The sequence below is a fragment of the Stappia sp. ICDLI1TA098 genome (assembly GCF_054880955.1).
Window position 1 is genome coordinate 264,388 of record NZ_JBTZBT010000002.1, and the last position, 15,532, is coordinate 279,919.

The 15,532-nt window shown below is 69.4% G+C and carries 17 protein-coding genes; 11 read left to right on the top strand and 6 right to left on the bottom strand.

The annotated features are described in order from the left end of the window. Positions 1-23 precede the first annotated feature (23 nt). Genes ACSLUQ_RS11565 through lpxK form a run of 6 tightly spaced genes read left to right on the top strand, consistent with a single transcriptional unit; the run spans position 24 to position 5,575 of the window. Entirely contained in the window at positions 24-1,367 is a 1,344-nt protein-coding gene (locus ACSLUQ_RS11565) for a TldD/PmbA family protein (RefSeq protein WP_417772561.1), read from the top strand. Between the two features lie 7 nt (positions 1,368-1,374). After that, a complete protein-coding gene (locus ACSLUQ_RS11570) occupies positions 1,375-2,166 on the top strand; it encodes a 3'(2'),5'-bisphosphate nucleotidase CysQ (RefSeq protein ID WP_417772381.1) in 792 nt (263 codons plus the stop codon). 27 nt (positions 2,167-2,193) lie between these two features. Further along, positions 2,194-2,436 (top strand): DUF4170 domain-containing protein, encoded by a 243-nt coding sequence (locus ACSLUQ_RS11575; RefSeq protein ID WP_417772380.1) that lies wholly within the window; start codon positions 2,194-2,196, stop codon positions 2,434-2,436. A 54-nt stretch (positions 2,437-2,490) separates the two neighbouring features. Continuing rightward, positions 2,491-3,201 carry a lysophospholipid acyltransferase family protein gene (locus tag ACSLUQ_RS11580; RefSeq protein ID WP_461808617.1) on the top strand — a complete coding sequence of 237 codons (711 nt, stop codon included), beginning with the start codon at positions 2,491-2,493 and terminating at the stop codon, positions 3,199-3,201. Next, positions 3,198-4,541, top strand: a complete 1,344-nt coding sequence (locus ACSLUQ_RS11585) for a 3-deoxy-D-manno-octulosonic acid transferase (protein WP_461808618.1) — start codon at positions 3,198-3,200, stop codon at positions 4,539-4,541. The genes ACSLUQ_RS11580 and ACSLUQ_RS11585 overlap by 4 nt, the downstream gene beginning before the upstream one ends. Next, the gene (gene lpxK, locus ACSLUQ_RS11590; RefSeq protein WP_461808619.1) at positions 4,538-5,575 is read left to right on the top strand and encodes a tetraacyldisaccharide 4'-kinase; all 1,038 of its coding nucleotides are present in this window, start codon (positions 4,538-4,540) and stop codon (positions 5,573-5,575) included. The genes ACSLUQ_RS11585 and lpxK overlap by 4 nt, the downstream gene beginning before the upstream one ends. Positions 5,576-5,606: 31 nt before the next feature. Here the strand turns inward: lpxK and ACSLUQ_RS11595 are convergent, their stop codons facing one another. Together ACSLUQ_RS11595 and ACSLUQ_RS11600 are read right to left on the bottom strand one after the other, a co-directional pair. Beyond that, on the bottom strand, positions 5,607-5,828 hold the full coding sequence (locus ACSLUQ_RS11595) for a DUF2093 domain-containing protein (RefSeq protein ID WP_417772560.1): 222 nt from the start codon (positions 5,826-5,828) through the stop codon (positions 5,607-5,609). Between the two features lie 132 nt (positions 5,829-5,960). After that, entirely contained in the window at positions 5,961-7,745 is a 1,785-nt protein-coding gene (locus ACSLUQ_RS11600; RefSeq protein WP_461808620.1) for a monovalent cation:proton antiporter-2 (CPA2) family protein, read from the bottom strand. Positions 7,746-8,028: 283 nt separating this feature from the next. Between ACSLUQ_RS11600 and ACSLUQ_RS11605 the strand changes: the two genes are divergently transcribed. From ACSLUQ_RS11605 to ACSLUQ_RS11615, 3 genes are all read left to right on the top strand, one after another. After that, the gene (locus ACSLUQ_RS11605; RefSeq protein WP_461808621.1) at positions 8,029-8,727 is read left to right on the top strand and encodes a TylF/MycF/NovP-related O-methyltransferase; all 699 of its coding nucleotides are present in this window, start codon (positions 8,029-8,031) and stop codon (positions 8,725-8,727) included. A gap of 91 nt (positions 8,728-8,818) precedes the next feature. Then, complete coding sequence (locus ACSLUQ_RS11610) at positions 8,819-9,670, top strand: patatin-like phospholipase family protein (RefSeq protein WP_461808622.1); 852 nt, start codon at positions 8,819-8,821, stop codon at positions 9,668-9,670. 59 nt (positions 9,671-9,729) lie between these two features. Next, entirely contained in the window at positions 9,730-10,530 is an 801-nt protein-coding gene (locus ACSLUQ_RS11615) for an MBL fold metallo-hydrolase (RefSeq protein ID WP_461808623.1), read from the top strand. A 7-nt stretch (positions 10,531-10,537) separates the two neighbouring features. On the opposite strand, the gene ACSLUQ_RS11620 is transcribed toward ACSLUQ_RS11615, so the two are convergent. Further along, positions 10,538-10,885, bottom strand: a complete 348-nt coding sequence (locus ACSLUQ_RS11620; protein WP_417772372.1) for an antibiotic biosynthesis monooxygenase family protein — start codon at positions 10,883-10,885, stop codon at positions 10,538-10,540. 38 nt (positions 10,886-10,923) lie between these two features. After that, positions 10,924-11,403, bottom strand: coding sequence for a nucleoside deaminase (locus ACSLUQ_RS11625; RefSeq protein WP_461808624.1), 480 nt, complete (start codon positions 11,401-11,403; stop codon positions 10,924-10,926). A gap of 198 nt (positions 11,404-11,601) precedes the next feature. Between ACSLUQ_RS11625 and ACSLUQ_RS11630 the strand changes: the two genes are divergently transcribed. Both ACSLUQ_RS11630 and rsmD read left to right on the top strand, forming a co-directional pair. Then, entirely contained in the window at positions 11,602-13,719 is a 2,118-nt protein-coding gene (locus ACSLUQ_RS11630) for a pseudouridine synthase (RefSeq protein WP_461808625.1), read from the top strand. After that, a complete protein-coding gene (rsmD, locus tag ACSLUQ_RS11635; RefSeq protein ID WP_461808626.1) occupies positions 13,716-14,273 on the top strand; it encodes a 16S rRNA (guanine(966)-N(2))-methyltransferase RsmD in 558 nt (185 codons plus the stop codon). Before ACSLUQ_RS11630 ends, rsmD begins: the two co-directional genes overlap by 4 nt. Here rsmD and ACSLUQ_RS11640 read toward each other — a convergent pair. Then, positions 14,248-14,886, bottom strand: a complete 639-nt coding sequence (locus tag ACSLUQ_RS11640; RefSeq protein WP_417772368.1) for a hypothetical protein — start codon at positions 14,884-14,886, stop codon at positions 14,248-14,250. The genes rsmD and ACSLUQ_RS11640 overlap by 26 nt on opposite strands. After that, positions 14,883-15,491, bottom strand: a complete 609-nt coding sequence (locus tag ACSLUQ_RS11645) for a hypothetical protein (protein WP_461808627.1) — start codon at positions 15,489-15,491, stop codon at positions 14,883-14,885. Before ACSLUQ_RS11645 ends, ACSLUQ_RS11640 begins: the two co-directional genes overlap by 4 nt. Positions 15,492-15,532 lie beyond the last annotated feature (41 nt).

The window sequence follows — 15,532 nt, forward strand, 5'->3', positions numbered from 1 at the left end:
AGTCGGGAACCCGCTTCATGACGCTGACGCAACCCATCGACCAGACACTCCTCAGGGACGGCGCGGAGCGCCTCGTCGCCGCCGCGCGCAAGGCAGGCGCCGATGCCGCCGAGGTCGTTGCCGCAACCGGCATCGCGCTCGGCGCGGACGTGCGCGACGGCAAGGTGGAGGAGAGCGAGCGCTCCGAAGGAGACGACGTGACGCTGCGGGTCTTCTGCGGCCAGCGCGTCGCCAGCGTCTCCTCCAACTCCTTCGCCAATCCCGAGCGTCTCGCCGAACGCGCTGTCGCCATGGCGCGCGCGGCCCCCGAGGATCCCTTCGCCGGCCTCGTCGAGGCAAGCGAGCTTGCCACCGACATCGCCGACCTCGACCTTCTCGATCCCGTCGCCGTCGCCGCCGACACGCTTGCCACCCGCGCCCGCGTAGCGGAATCAGCGGCGCTCAGTGTGCCCGGGGTCAGCAAGTCCGGCGGCGCCAGCGCCTCCTGGCGCATCGCCGGGCTGGTGCTGGTCACCAGCAATGGTTTTTCCGGCGGCTATCTCGTTTCCCGCCACGGCGTTTCGGTGACAGCCATCGCCGGCGAGGGAACGGCGATGGAACGCGATCACGACTATGACGGACGGACCTGGCTCGCCGATCTGGCGGACGCCACCGAAGTGGGCCGCAAGGCGGGCGCGCGCGCCGTTGCCCGCATGCGCCCGCGCAAACTCTCGACGCGCCGCTGCGACGTCATCTACGAGCCGCGCACCGCACGCACGCTGCTGGGGCATTTCGCCGGCGCCATCAACGGCGCCGCGATCGCCCGCGGAACCTCCTTCCTGAAGGACCGCATGGGCGAGGCGATCTTTCCCGCGGGCATCACCGTAACCGACGATCCGACCGTGCCGCGCGGTCCGGCGAGCCGCCCGTTCGACGGCGAGGGCCGGCCCGCCCGCCCGTTGACGCTGGTCAAGGGCGGTGTGCTCGAACAATGGCTGCTCGACACGCCTTCCGCCCGCGAGCTCGGTCTTGCATCGAACGGCCGGGCAGCGCGCGGCGGCTCCGGCACCAGCCCCTCGACCACGAACCTGACCCTCGCGCCGGGCACCCATTCCCAGGACGCGCTTCTTGCCGAGATGGGCACCGGCCTGCTGGTCACCGACCTGATCGGCCACGGGGTCAACGGCATCACCGGCGACTATTCGCGCGGCGCATCCGGTTTCTGGGTCGAGGACGGCGAAATCGCCTATCCTGTGAGCGAAATCACGCTCGCCGGAAACCTGATCGACATGTTCGCGGGTCTGGTGCCCGGCAGCGATCTCGACACCCGCTCGGCCTATGCCGTGCCGAGCCTGCTTGTGAGGAACATGGCCATTGCCGGTGAGTGATGCCCCGATGAGCGACGCCCCGACCAATCGCACCGATACGGACCTTCTCGCCGAAGCCGCGCGCGCGGCCGGCGAGATTGCGCTGTCGTTCTTCCGCAAGGACCCGCGCCGCTGGACGAAGGAGAATGATTCTCCCGTCTCGGAGGCGGACCTCGCGGTCGACCGACACCTCGGCGAGCTGCTGCGCGCGGCGCGGTCCGACTACGGCTGGCTGTCCGAGGAGACCGTCGACGACAATTCCCGCCTGAGCGCGCGGCGCAGCTTCGTCGTCGATCCCATCGACGGCACGCGCGGCTTCCTCTCCGGGTCCAGCGAATGGACGGTCGCGCTGGCCGTCGTCGAGGCCGGCCGGCCGGTGGCCGCCGTCGTCTACAGGCCCGTCGGTGGGGATCTCTATCGCGCCACACTTGGCGAAGGCGCCACGCTCAACGGCGCGTCCGCGCGGATCTCCGCGCGCGGCAGCCTGTCGGGTGCCCGCGTCGCCGGGCCGAAGTCGATCACCGGCAAGGCCGCGCTCGCGTCGGCGGGCCTGGAAGGCGTCGGCTACATCCCCTCGCTGGCGCTTCGCCTGGCGATGGTCGCGGCGGGGGATGTGGATCTCGCGCTCGCCCGGGAAAACGCCTGCGACTGGGATCTTGCGGCGGCCGATCTTTTGGTGCAGGAAGCGGGCGGACGGCTGGAGGACTTCAGCGGCACACCGCTGTCCTACAACCGTGCGAGCGTCCGACACCCCGCCCTCCTCGCGGGGCCGCCGGCACTGGTCGACCCCCTGCGGGCCATGCTGGCCGAGACCTTCTAGCGCGACAGGAACATCCGGAGACATCTCATGAGCGATGCAGTAACCGGCAAGCAGTTGCTTCACCTTGTGTTCGGCGGTGAACTTGAAACCCCGGACGGCGTGACCTTTCGCGATCTCGACGATCTCGACATCGTCGGCATCTACCCGAACTATGCGAGCGCCCTCAAGGTGTGGAAGCAGAAGGCCCAGCAGTCGGTGGACAATGCGCACATGCGCTACTTCATCGTCCACATGCACCGGCTGCTCGACCCGGAGACCGACGATAACTGATCCCAACGCGATGACCGCATCCATTCGTCGGGGCGGGTCCGCGCGGGGCGCATCATGCTGAAACGCGCCGGGCGGCACCCGCTCGTTCAAGGCATTCTCGGCAACGGGCTCGCCGCCTACCTTCAGGGGGTGCGCAAGACCAGCCGGTTCGTCCTCGATCCCCCCGACCTCTACGACCGCTTCGAAGCTGAAATTCCGGCCATCATCGCCATGTGGCACGGGCAGCATTTCCTGCTGCCCGTCGGCCGACCGCCGCATTTCGACATACGGGTGATGATTTCCCGCTCCGCCGATGGCGAGATCAACGCCATCGCGGCGCGCAAGCTCGGCATGGGCCTGGTGCGCGGATCCGGTGGACAGACCGCCCGCCAGATCGCCAAGCGCGGAGGCGTGCGCGGCTTCATCGAGCTTATGCGGGCGCTGAAGCAGGGAGCGAGCATCGCGCTCACCGCCGACGTGCCGAAGGTTGGCGGCGTCGTGGGCAGCGGCATTGTCAAGCTCGCCAGCCATTCGGGGCGGCCGATCGTGCCGCTCGCCATGGCCAGCAGCCGCCACATTCACCTGCGCACCTGGGACAAGGCGACGATCAACCTGCCCTTCAGCACCATCGTGCTGTCGATGGGCGAGATCATTCACGTCGCGCCGGGTGCCGACGACGCCGCGATCGAGCGCGCGCGCGGCGAAGTCAAGGCCAGCCTCGAAGCGGTCACCGAGCGCGCCTATGCCATCGCCGCCGGCAAGATCCCAGCGGGGTCTCCGGCATGAGCGGACAGGCGACGACCGACGGTTTGCTCTCGCGGTTCTGCGGCGAGGCGCTGCTTGCCGGCTACAGGCTGTTCGGCCGCATCGCCAATCCGGCGCTCGCGGTCGTGTGGGCGCGGCGCGCCCGGCGCGGCAAGGAGGATCCGGAGCGGCGCGGCGAGCGCTTCGGCCACGCCTCGCAGGCACGTCCCGAAGGCCGGCTGGTGTGGCTTCACGCGGCCAGCGTCGGAGAGATGAACGCCGCCGAGCCGCTTCTCGCCGCGCTCTTGCGCGAGGGCGCGAAGGTGCTTCTGACCACCGGCACGGTCACCTCCGCGCGCATCGCGGAAAGCCGCGTCCGTGCCGGCGTCATCCACCAGTTCGTCCCCTACGACACACCGGGCAACATCGGCCGCTTCCTCGATCACTGGCATCCAGACCTGGCGATCACGCTGGAATCGGAAATCTGGCCGACGACGATCACCTCGCTGTCCGACCGCCGCATACCGCTCGTCATCGCCAGCGCCACCATGTCCGAGCGCTCCGAGAAAAGCTGGTCGCGGGTGCCGATGCTGGCGCGGCGGATCTTCTCGCGCATCGCTCTCTGCCTCGCCCAGACCGAAACCGACGCAAGCCGCCTCGCCGCCTTCGGCGCGCGCCGTGTCGTCGTCGCAGGCAACCTCAAGTTCGACAGCCGCTCGCTGCCCGCCGACCCGGAGGCACTGGCGGAGCTGCGCCGCGCCATCGGCGCGCGCCCCGTGTGGCTTGCCGCCAGCACCCACGAGGGAGAGGAAGCCATCGTCGGGCGGGTCCACACCCGGCTGAAGGCGCGTTTTCCCGGTCTTCTCACCCTGCTGGTGCCGCGCCACCCCGAGCGCGGCGCGGAAATCGCCGCACTGCTGCGCGGGCACGGGCTCGCTGTCACCCGGCGCGCCGAAGCCGAAACGATGGATGCGCACACCGACATCTATCTCGCCGACACCATCGGCGAGATGGGCCTGTTCTACCGGCTCGCGCCGGTTGCCTTCATCGGCAAGTCTCTCGTCTCCGAGGGCGGGCAGAACCCGCTCGAGGCGGCTCGCCTCGACAGTGCCATCCTCACCGGCCCGCATGTGTCCAATCTGGAGGACATCTACGCGCCGCTGATCGCCGCGGGCGGTGCGTATGTGGTCGAGGACGAGGAAGCGCTCTGGGCGGCCGTCGCCGGCCTGCTCGAAGATCCGGCGCTCGCCGCACGCCGGGCCGCGACGGCGGCACGCGTCGTCGACGCCGGCAGCGGCGCGCTCGCGCGCACGCTCGAGGCGCTAACGCCCCTTCTCGCGCCCCCGGCGGCCGGGGGCGGCACCGGACCGGGCACGACATGAGCGGGGGCCTGAGCGCGCCGGGCTTCTGGTGGCGGACACGCCCGAGCCTGCTTGCGCGCCTGCTTGCCCCCGTTTCCTGGATCTATGGCACGATTTCGGCACGGCGCATGCAGCGACCGCCGCAGGCGCGCCCTGCCCTGCCGGTTGTCTGCGTCGGCAACTTCGTCGCCGGCGGCAGCGGCAAGACGCCCATGGCGCTGGCGCTCCGCACCCTGCTTTCGGATGCCGGCTGGCATCCCGTGTTCCTGACCCGCGGCTACGGCGGAACGCTCGGCAACCGCGCCGGCGGGCCGGTCGCGGTAGATCTTGCCCGGCACACCGCTGCCGAAGTCGGCGACGAGGCGCTGCTTCTCGCCGAGGCCGGCCCGACGGTCGTCAGCGCGGACCGGGTGGCCGGCGCGCGGCACGCGGAGACGCTCGGAGACATCCTCATTATGGATGACGGCTTCCAGAATCCGGCGCTGGAAAAGACCCTGTCCCTCGTCCTCGTCGATGCTGAGACCGGCATCGGCAACGGCCTTTGCCATCCTGCCGGCCCCTTGCGCGCGCCACTGCGCGCGCAGCTGCCGCGTGCCGACGCGCTGGTCGTCGTCGGCGCGGGCACCGGCGCGCGCGGCATTGTCGCGCAGGCGCACAGCCATGGCATTCCGGTGTTCGAAGCCGCGATCCGGCCGGATCCGGCCTCAGGCCTGTCAGGACGGCGGCTGCTTGCCTTCGCCGGCATCGGGCGGCCGGAGAAGGTCTTCGCCTCGCTGCGCGCGGCCGGCGCGGAGGTCATCGCGACCCGCGCCTTCGGCGATCATCATGTCCTGAGCGACGGGGAAGCCGGCTCGCTGCTCGCCGAGGCGGAGGCCGGAGACCTGCTGCCCGTCACCACCACCAAGGACCGGGCGCGCCTGACGGGCGTGCCGGCAGCAAGTGCACGCGCACGGCTGCGCGACCGGATCGCCGTCCTTGCCGTGGAGATGCACATGGGTGAGCCGGCGCGGTTCCGCGATTTCATTCTCGGGCGGGTCGGCCAGCCCCGTCCCTAGCCTGTCCGCCGGCCCCTTCGGCCCGGGCGGCTCACGCCTGGTTGCCGGTTTCCCGGTAGCGGGCGAGCGCGGCATGGGCGTCGGCATAGGCCTCCTGGCGCGAGACACTCCAGTACTTCAGCTCGTCCAGCGGGATCGACTGGCCGGTGACGGCGCAGCGCACGAAGGTGCCCGGCGACAGAAGCTGATAGTCGGCGTCGAGATAGCGCACGCGCGCCTCGCCTTCGGCGCGGGGAGTTTCCAGTCGGTTCATCATTTTTCTGCCTCTCGCGGTCCGTCTGGCGCCGCCTGGCGGAGCGCGTCGGCCGCTCATGCCGTGTCCTTGCAAGGTTGAGCCCCCTAAATAGCGGGCGCGTCCCGGATTGGCCACAGCCGATCTTGCAACTCAGCCCTCTTCCCGCTCCGGCTCCCCGCCGCGCCCGGGGGACCGGCGCGGCGTCATGCCCTCGTCGCCGGCCTTCGGCCCGTCGCGGAGCTGGAGCTCCATGCCCTGCCGGTCGCGCAGACGCAGATCCTCCTCGATTTCCTCCACCCGCTCCGGAGCGATGCCCAGTTCGCCAAGAGCGGCGCGGCCGAAGGTGACGCCAGATTCGAAGGTCTCGCGGATATGGTAGTCGACGCCAAGCCGGATCAGGTCGAGCGCATGGGCCCGGTCGGTCGCCCGGCAGAACAGCTTGGCCTTTGGGAAATTCTCCCGGACGATCTGGATCGCCTGCCCCATCACCCGGTCGTTCTCGATGCACAGCGCGATCAGCACGGCGCCGTCGCCGCCGGCCGCCTTGAGCACATCGGCGCGGGTGGCGTCGCCGACGAAGACCTTGTAGCCGAGCTTCCTGGCGTAGGCGACGCGCTCCGGACGATTGTCGAGGGCGATGATCTCGATCTCCTCGGAGGTCAGCATCTGTGCCACCAGCATGCCGAAGCGGCCGAAGCCGACGACCATCACCGCCGGCCGCGTATCGGCGAAGACCTCGATGGCGTCGCTCTCGACGCCATGCTTCTGCAACCGGCGCGCCACCAGATCGTGCACCGCGCAGCCGAGCGGGGTCATCAGCATGGTGACGACGACGACGGCCAGAAGCAGCGTCTGCTCCTCGCCGCCGAGAATGCCGGCGGCACCCGCCGTGGTGAAGAGCACGAAGGCGAACTCGCCGCCCTGCGGCAGCGTGACGGCAATCTTCAGCGCATCCGAGTTGGACGATCCGAAGATCCGCGACAACCCCCAGATCAGGCCGCCCTTGACCGACATCACCCCGGCGACGCCGAGAAGCAGCAGCTCCCAGCGCCCGAGCACGACGGAAAGATCGAGAGACATGCCGACGGAGATGAAGAACAGTCCCATCAACAGCGAGCGGAAGGGCTCGATATCGGCCTCGAGCGTGTGGCGGAAGCTCGATTCCGCCAGCATCACGCCGGCGAGGAAGGCTCCGAGCGCCATCGACAGGCCCGCCGCATGCAGCACCCCGCCGCTGCCGAGCGCCACGAGAAGCGCCGCCGCGAGCATGACCTCGCGCGCCCGCACCGCCGACAGCAGCGTGAACAGCGGCGTCAGCAGATAGCGCCCGGCGAAGATCACGCCGCCCACCGCCGTGATGGTGATGCCGAGTTCGACAAACACCTCGCGTCCGGAGGACGGCCCCGTGTGGGGCGCCAGGATCGGGACCAGTGCCAGCAGCGGCACGATCGCCATGTCCTGCAGCAGCAGGATGCCGAAGGCGCGCTGGCCGTATGAGGTTGTGAGCTGGCCGCGCTCCTGCAGAATCTGCAGCGCGAAAGCGGTGGAGGACAGAGCCAGGCCGAAACCGGCGATGACGGAGACTTCCGGCGACTTCCCGGCCAGCAGCAAAAGCCCGGTCATCGCCGCGCCGCAGGCGAGCACCTGCGAGGTGCCGAGCCCGAAGATGTCGCCCTTCATTTTCCACAGACGCGCCGGCTCCAGCTCCAGGCCGATGACGAACAGCAGCAGCACCACGCCGAGTTCAGCGACGCCAAGCACATCCCCGGCGGAGGCGATGAAGTCGAACCCATAGGGGCCGAGCGCCATTCCGGCGGCCAGATAGCCGACCACGGAGCCAAGGCCGATGCGCTTCGCCAACGGCACGGCGACCACCGTCGCCGTCAGGAACAGCATGGATTCGGCAAAGAAGGGCGGCGCGACGTCGCTTGCCATGAGGGCCTTCCGTTTGTTCAGGCGTTGGACCGCGCCCGGCGCCCGATCTTGATGAATTGCTTGCGAATCCGGCGCGCGGTGCCGGATACCGCGCAGACTAGCACGCCGCGCGGACGCAAACGCACCCCGCCATCCGTCATCCGCTCGGCCCGCTTGGCTCGCGCGACATGCACCGCGGTGAAATCCCGCGCCGGCGCGCCGCATTGCCGGTTGAACGCGATCGGCCGCCGTGGTTCCCTCCAGCCGCGCCGCAAGCTGACGCATGAGGACGACAGGAGAGCCGATGTCCGACGAGCGATTTCCCCGCGACCTGAGAGGGCTCAGCGCCCGGGACGTCTGGGACTACGAGAACGGCTTCGCCTGGTTCTCCCATCCGAGCCGGCTCGCCAAGGCGCTCGCCCATTTCGAGATCTACAAGCAGATTGTGCCGCTGCCCGGCGATCTGCTCGAGTTCGGCGTCTTCAAGGCCGCCTCGCTGCTGCGCTTCGCCACCTTCCGCCATCTGCTCGAGGGCGATCACGCCCGGCGCATCGTCGGGTTCGACGCCTTTGGCGCCTTCCCCCGCGAGGCGCTGTCGCTTTCCGCCGACCGGGCATTCGTCGAGCGGTTCGAGGGGGCGGGCGGCGAGGGTCTCGCGCGCGAGGAGGTCGCCGGTCTCGTCGCCGCCAAGGGCTTTGCCAATGTGGAGCTCGTCGCCGGCAATGTCTTCTGCACGCTGCCTGCCTTCCTGGAGGCCAACGCCGCCCAGCGCATCGCGCTTCTTCATCTCGACATGGACGTGATGGAGCCCACCGTCTTCGCGCTGGAAACGCTCTATCCGCGCGTCGTGCCCGGCGGCATCATCGTCGTCGACGACTACAACGCGGTCGCCGGCGCCAGCGACGCGCTCGACGCCTTCGCCGCCAAACATGACCTCGTCCCGCAAAAGGCCCCCTTCAACCGCACGCCGACGCTGCTGCGCAAGCCTGCCGGCCGCGCCTGAGCATCTCGAGGCTTGTCACAATGGCTCCGCTTTTTGTCCCTAAGGCCCATTGCCCGAGGCAGACGGAAGACGGAATGGCGGAGACGGTTTCATGACAGCACCGAGGATCGGCATCGCGCTCGGCGGCGGCGGCGCGCGCGGCATGGCGCATGTGCCCGTGCTGGAGGCCCTGGACGACCTCGGCGTGCGGCCGGCCGCCATGTCCGGCACATCGATCGGTGCGATCTTCGCCGCCGGCTATGCGGGCGGGCTCTCCGGCGAGGCGCTGCGCGAGATTGCCACCACCACCTTCCGCGACCGCAACGCGGTGCTGGCGCGTCTCTGGAAGCTTCGGCCCCGCCGCTTCGGCGACTTCTTCGGCTCCCCCGGCCTCATGCAGTTCGACGCGCTGCGCGTTCTCGAGACCTTCGTCGGCGAGAGCATCCCCGGCAGTTTCGAGGAACTGGAGATCCCGCTCAGCGTCATCGCCACCGACTTCTACGCCTGCTGCGCCGTCACGCTCGCGCAGGGCAGCCTGCCCAGCGCGGTCGCCGCCTCCATGGCGATCCCGGCGCTGTTCAAGCCCGTGAACTACGAGGACCGGGTGCTGGTCGACGGCGGCATCGTCAACCCGCTGCCCTTCGATGCGCTGCCCCCTGACCTCGACATCGTCGTCGCCAGCGACGTGGTCGGCTCGCCGATGCCGCGCAAGGGGCGAAGGATCCCGCGCGCCGGCGATGCGCTGTTCGGCTCGATCCAGGTTCTCATGCAGTCCATCACCGTGGAAAAGCTGAAGAACCGCGCGCCGGACATTCTCGTGAAACCCGACATTCCCGGCTATCGGGTGCTCGACTTCCTCAAGACCGAGGAGATCCTCGCGCGCGCCGAGCCCATGCGCGAGCAGGTCAAGCGCGAGCTCGCGGCAATGATCGAGCGGTTCGAAAAGGACGGCACAACAGCTTGAACCGCCAACCTCCGGCGCTATCCTTCACCTTACGTTAGGACAGCCTGGAGCGTGACGCCATGCCAGCCCGACTTCCGCGCCGCGCCGCCATTGTCGTCGCGGCGGCGCTTACGATGCTTGCCGCCGGCCTGCCAGGAGCTCGGGCGTCCTGCCAGCTTCTTGCCAACGCGGGCGACTTTCCGCTGCTGCGGGCGAGCCTTGCCGCCGACGAGGTTGCGATCCGCTACATCGGCCACGCGACCTTCGAGATCGAAACGCCGAAGGGCGTGCGGATCGCAACCGATTACAACGCCGTCCACCGCCCGGCGCGGCTGCCGCGCGTGGTCACCATGAATGGCGCGCATCGCACCCATTTCACCCCGGATCCCGAGCCGGAGATCGAGCACGTTCTGCTGGGCTGGAACCCGGCCGGCGGGCCGATGAACCACGACCTCACCGTCGAGGACGTGCGCATCCGCAATCTCCAGACCGCGACGCGCACCTGGGGCGGCGAGACGCGCCTGCTCGGCAATTCGATCTTCGTCTTCGAGGTGGCGGACCTGTGCATCGCCCATCTTGGCCATCTGCACCACCGGCTGACCGACGAGGACCTGGCGCGGCTGGGGACCATCGACATCGTCATGGCGCCGGTCGACAACGCCACGACCCTGCGGCTCGACAGCATGATTGCGGTGCTTTCCTCGCTGAAGCCGCGCATCGTCATTCCGATGCACGCCCATACCCATGGCTCGCTCGAGAGCTTCCTGGCGCGCATGGCCGTCGAGGGCTACGAGGTGGCGCGCTCCGCCGGCCCGCTTTTCATCGCCCGCCGCGCGGAGCTGCCGGAGCGGGCGCGCGTGCTGGTGTTGCCGGGCGGATAGGCGTCCTTCAGCCTTCCAGCCGGGCGCGGCTGTCCGCCGGCGCTTCGTCGCGCGCATCCATGCCGTAATCGCGGATCACCCCGGCGACCCGCAGGCGGTAGCCGGCGAAATGCGTGTTGCGACCGGCCGCCTGCGCCAGCCGGTGTTCCGCCGTCTTGCGCCACACGGCAACCGCCTCTTCGTCGCGCCAGAAGGACAGCGACAGGAGCTTGCCCGGCTCCGCCAGGCTTTCGAAGCGCTCGACGGACAGAAAGCCGTCGGCCTCGACCAGCAGCGGCTTCAGTTCGGCGGCGATGTCGAGATAAGCGCCCCTGTGGCCGTCCTTCGGCCAGACCTCGAAAATCACGGCGATCATTGTCGTTTCCTCCCTTGTGCGGCCGCGCCGCCTCCGCTTCAGTCGCGCCTGTTGCGGAAGAAATCCCTGAGCAGGCCCGCCGCATCGGCCTCCGCCAATCCGGAATAGACCTCCGGCGCATGGTGGCAGGTCGGCTGGCCATACAGCCGCACGCCGTTTTCCACCGCACCGCCCTTCGGGTCGCCCGCGCCGAAGTAGAGCCGGCGAATGCGGGCGAAGGAAATCGCCGCCGCGCACATCGGACAGGGCTCGAGCGTGACATAGAGGTCGCAATCCGGCAGGCGCTGACTGGCGAGCTTTTCGCAAGCGGCGCGGATCACCTGCACCTCCGCATGGGCAGTGGGGTCGCAAAGCTCGAGCGTGCGGTTGCCATCGGCGGCGAGCAGCACGCCGTCGCGCACCAGCACCGCGCCGATCGGCACCTCGCCGCGCGCCGCCGCAGCGCGCGCCTCGGCAAGCGCCAGATCCATGAAGCCGCCGGCGCTCGGACGCGCGGCGGACACCGGGGACTTGGTCATACGCAGATCTTTCCGCCTTGCGCCGCGTCGCGTCAATCCGGGCCGGTTTCCGGCCCCTTGCGCCTGCGGCGGAGAGCCCCTTCGGGCGCAAGCGTGGTACGCGCGAAACCCGCCAGCCGCAACCCCCGCGCCGCGCCGTCTGCGGCTGGCGCAAAAGCGCGCTTCCCCGCACCTCGCCGCTCTGGTATGACGCGCGCCATGAACAAGGACAATCGCCCCAAGCGGCCTGGCGGCCGCCCCACATCTCCGCGCGGCCCCGGCGGGCCTCGCAAGCCCGGCGGCAAGGCCGATCACAGCAAGGCCCCGCGTGGCGCCCGGTTCGACAAGGGGCATGCCGCGAAGGGCCGCCCCGACAAGGCCCGACGCGCCGCCGCCGAGGAGGCGGGTGCGACAGAGGCCGCCGTCGAGGAGCGTGTCGCCAAGGTGATCGCGCGCGCTGGCCTGTGCTCGCGCCGCACCGCCGAGAGCTGGGTGGTCGAGGGCCGCGTCGCCGTCAACGGCATCGTGCTGAAGACCCCGGCCGTCACCGTGACGCCATCGGACCGGATCACCGTGGACGACGAGCCGCTGCCGGAGCGCGAGCGCACGCGCCTGTGGCTCTATCACAAGCCGCGCGGGCTGGTGACCACCAACCACGACCCCGAGGGCCGGCCGACCGTGTTCGAGCGGCTGCCGCGGGATCTGCCGCGCGTGCTGACCATCGGGCGGCTGGACATCAACACCGAGGGCCTGCTGCTCCTGACCAATGACGGCGGTCTGGCGCGCATTCTGGAACTGCCGGAGACCGGCTGGCTGCGTCGCTACCGGGTCCGCGCCTATGGCCGCATTGCCCAGACGGAGCTCGACAAGCTCGCCGACGGCGTCTCCGTCGACGGCATTCTCTATGGCGCGATCGAGGCAAGCCTCGACAAGGAGCAGGGCGACAACGTCTGGCTCACCATTGCGCTGCGCGAAGGCAAGAACCGCGAGATCAAGAAGGTGCTCGAACACCTGGGTCTTTCGGTCAACCGGCTGATCCGCGTTTCCTTCGGCCCGTTCCAGCTCGCCGAGCTGCCCGAGGGCGAGGTGCGCGAAATCCGCGGGCGGGTGCTGCGCGACCAGCTCGGCGAGCGTCTCGCCAAGGAGGCCAGCGCCGACTTCGAGGCGCCGCTGCTCGGCCCCGGCGCCGACAGCGACGAAAAGCCGGCCCGTGCGCCGGCCAAGGCAACCGCCCGTGCCGGCCGACCGGCCCCGCAGCAGGAAGGCCGCTATCTCAGCAAGCGCGAGGGCGAAGCCGAATTCGACGGGCGCGGACGCAAAAAGCGCGACGGCGACCGCGACGGCCGACGCAAGCCCGAGAGTGGCGACCGCAAGACCGGCAGCCGGGATGCCCCGGCCAAGGCCACCTATATCTCGCCGCGCTCTCGCTTCCGCTTCACCCCGGACCTGATGCCGCGCGGCGGTGGCGACCAGCGCCCCGAACAGGGCGCCAGGCGTCGGGTTTGGGACGAGGACGGCTCGCTCATCGAGGAGAACGGACCCGCTCCCGAGCGCGATACCCGCGGCAAGGGCGGCGACCGCACCGGTCCCGGTAGGGATCGCGGACGCGACGGCGGTGATCGTGGCGGCCCCAACAGGGAGCGCGGACGCGACGGACCTCGCGAGGGCGGACGCGGGTTTGCGCCGCGCAGCGATGCGCAGCGCGGCGGTCCCAACAGGGAGCGCGGACGCGACGGCCCACGTGAGGGCGGACGCGGATTTGCGCCGCGCGGCGATGCTCCGCGCGGCGGCGGCTTCGGGCGCGACCGCGATGGCGGTGATCGCGGCGGCCCCAACAGGGAGCGCGGACGCGACGGACCTCGCGAGGGCGGACGCGGGTTTGCGCCGCGCAGCGATGCGCAACGCGGCGGCTTTGGACGCGACCGCGATGGCGGGGATCGCGGCGGCCCCAACAGGGAGCGTGGACGCGACGGCCCACGTGAGGGCGGACGCGGGTTTGCTCCGCGCGGCGATGCTCCGCGCGGCGGCGGCTTCGGACGCGACCGCGATGGCGGGGATCGCGGCGGCCCCAACAGGGAGCGTGGACGCGACGGCCCACGTGAGGGCGGACGCGGGTTTGCTCCGCGCGGCGGTCCGAACAAGGGCGGTCCTGGCAGCGGCGGTCCAGGCAGGGGCGGTCCAGGCAGGGGTGGCCCTGGCGCGGGCGGTCCCGGTCGCGGCGGTCCGGGGCGCAATGGCCCCTCCCGCAGTGGTCCCTCGCGCAACGGCCCGTCCCGCAACGGCCCCGGAAAAGGCGGCCCCGGCCGTGGCGGTCCGGATCGCGGAGGCAAGCGTTGAGGATCGTTGCCGGCCGGTTTCGCGGCAAGGCGATCGAGGCTCCGCGTGGAGCCTCGACACGCCCGACCAGCGACCGGCTGCGCGAGACCCTGTTCAACGTGCTTGCTCACGGCTACCGCGACCTGCTTGAGGACGCGCGCGTGCTCGACCTCTTCGCCGGCAGCGGCGCTCTGGGCCTTGAGGCCCTGAGCCGGGGTGCCCGGCACTGCATCTTCATCGAGGAGGCCGCCGGGGCGCGCGCGGCCATCCGCGCCAATGTGGAGGCGCTTGGGCTAACCGGAGCAACCAAGCTCTTTCGCCGCGATGCCACGAGCCTTGGCCCGGTCGGCACCATCGAGCCTTTCGATATGGTCTTCGCCGACCCGCCCTATCGCAAGGGCCTCGGCGAGGCGGCGCTTGCCTCGGCGCGCGCCGGCGGCTGGCTGAAGCCCGGCGCGCTGGCGCTTCTTGAGGAAGACGCCAAGGCCGAGATCGAGCTCCCTGACGGGTTCGAGGAACTCGACCGCCGCACGGTCGGCGACAGCCAGGTCATTTTCCTGAGGTCCTCGTCCTGAGGTTCTCAGGCCCGGCCTGGTTTGCGTCCACTTCCGCAGGCGGCGGAATGACCGGCTTTGTCCATTGATCGAACACGCTCTGGCAGAACAATCCCCAGGACTCGTGCCGGTCCACTCGCAGTTCGACCGTGTTGAAGTCGGGGTTTGAAAACAGCTCGCGGCAGAATTGCCAGTTCTCATTGCTCTGCCGCACGACGGACGCGACGTTGTACATCGAGAAAAAGCACAGGAGAAAAGACAGGGAAGACAGTGTGATCCTGCCGCCCTGATCCTGCTTTTGACCCATGTAGTAGATCATGTAGCCGCCGAACAGTGTGAACACCGCCGGCACGAGATCGCCGACGACGCTGTCGCGGCTGGAGCCGCCAAGTTGGCCGGTAAACGCACCGATGAGCCCGGTGAGCGCGACAAACGGCAGGCAGGCGCAAAAGCCGGTCAGCCAGGCTCCGGGGAACGACGTCTCCCGCCCTCGCCGCAGAGCCCGGAAGCCGGAAAAGACAAGAGCAATCGCCACGGAACTGGCGGCTGCCACCGCGACACTCAGCAAGATGGCCTTGTAGGCAACGAAAGTGCCCTCCAGAACCCAGCTGTCGAAGAGAGCGTCGGCGCTCACTGCGCCGCCCCTGCCGGCGAGGCCGGCATGGGCCGGTTGAACTGACGATCAAACTTCAAAAAATCGGCGGCGTCGCCCGGCACGATGCCCAGGTTGTCAGGCGCGATACCTGCATTGTTCAAACCTGAAAGCTGATCCGCTTTCGGCGCGATGTTGGCCTCATCGATCAGCAGGCGCACGGAGTTCTTGTCCTGAATTCCCGCTGCCATCAGAGCGATCCAGTCACCGTCGGCAATTCCCTGTTCGCTCTTGATGCTCCTCAGGGAACGCTCAAGATCCCGCAACGTAAAACCGTTTGGATTTCCGGCCTGTATGGTGCCGATCCGCAGCCGCGCCGGCTCGCGTGGGAGACACGGCGCAAGAGCGGCGGACCGCCCGTTTGGCACGCTTGCGCCACGTGCAGCGGGCATCACCACGGCGGCGCGCCTTTGACACTGTTCAAGAAGTTGCATCGCAAGCAGTTCGTCCGGGTATTTGTCGGCAAGCGACTTTTCAAGTCTGCAAGTCTCCTCCCGGGATTGCGCGTCCGGCGAAAGAACAAGAAAAGCCAATGCGGAAAATGCAAGAAGAGCACCCCGAAAACCAATAAATCCGGAGTGTGGCATGGCCCGCCTCCTGTCGAAAAGAGATGTGAAATACTATCAGC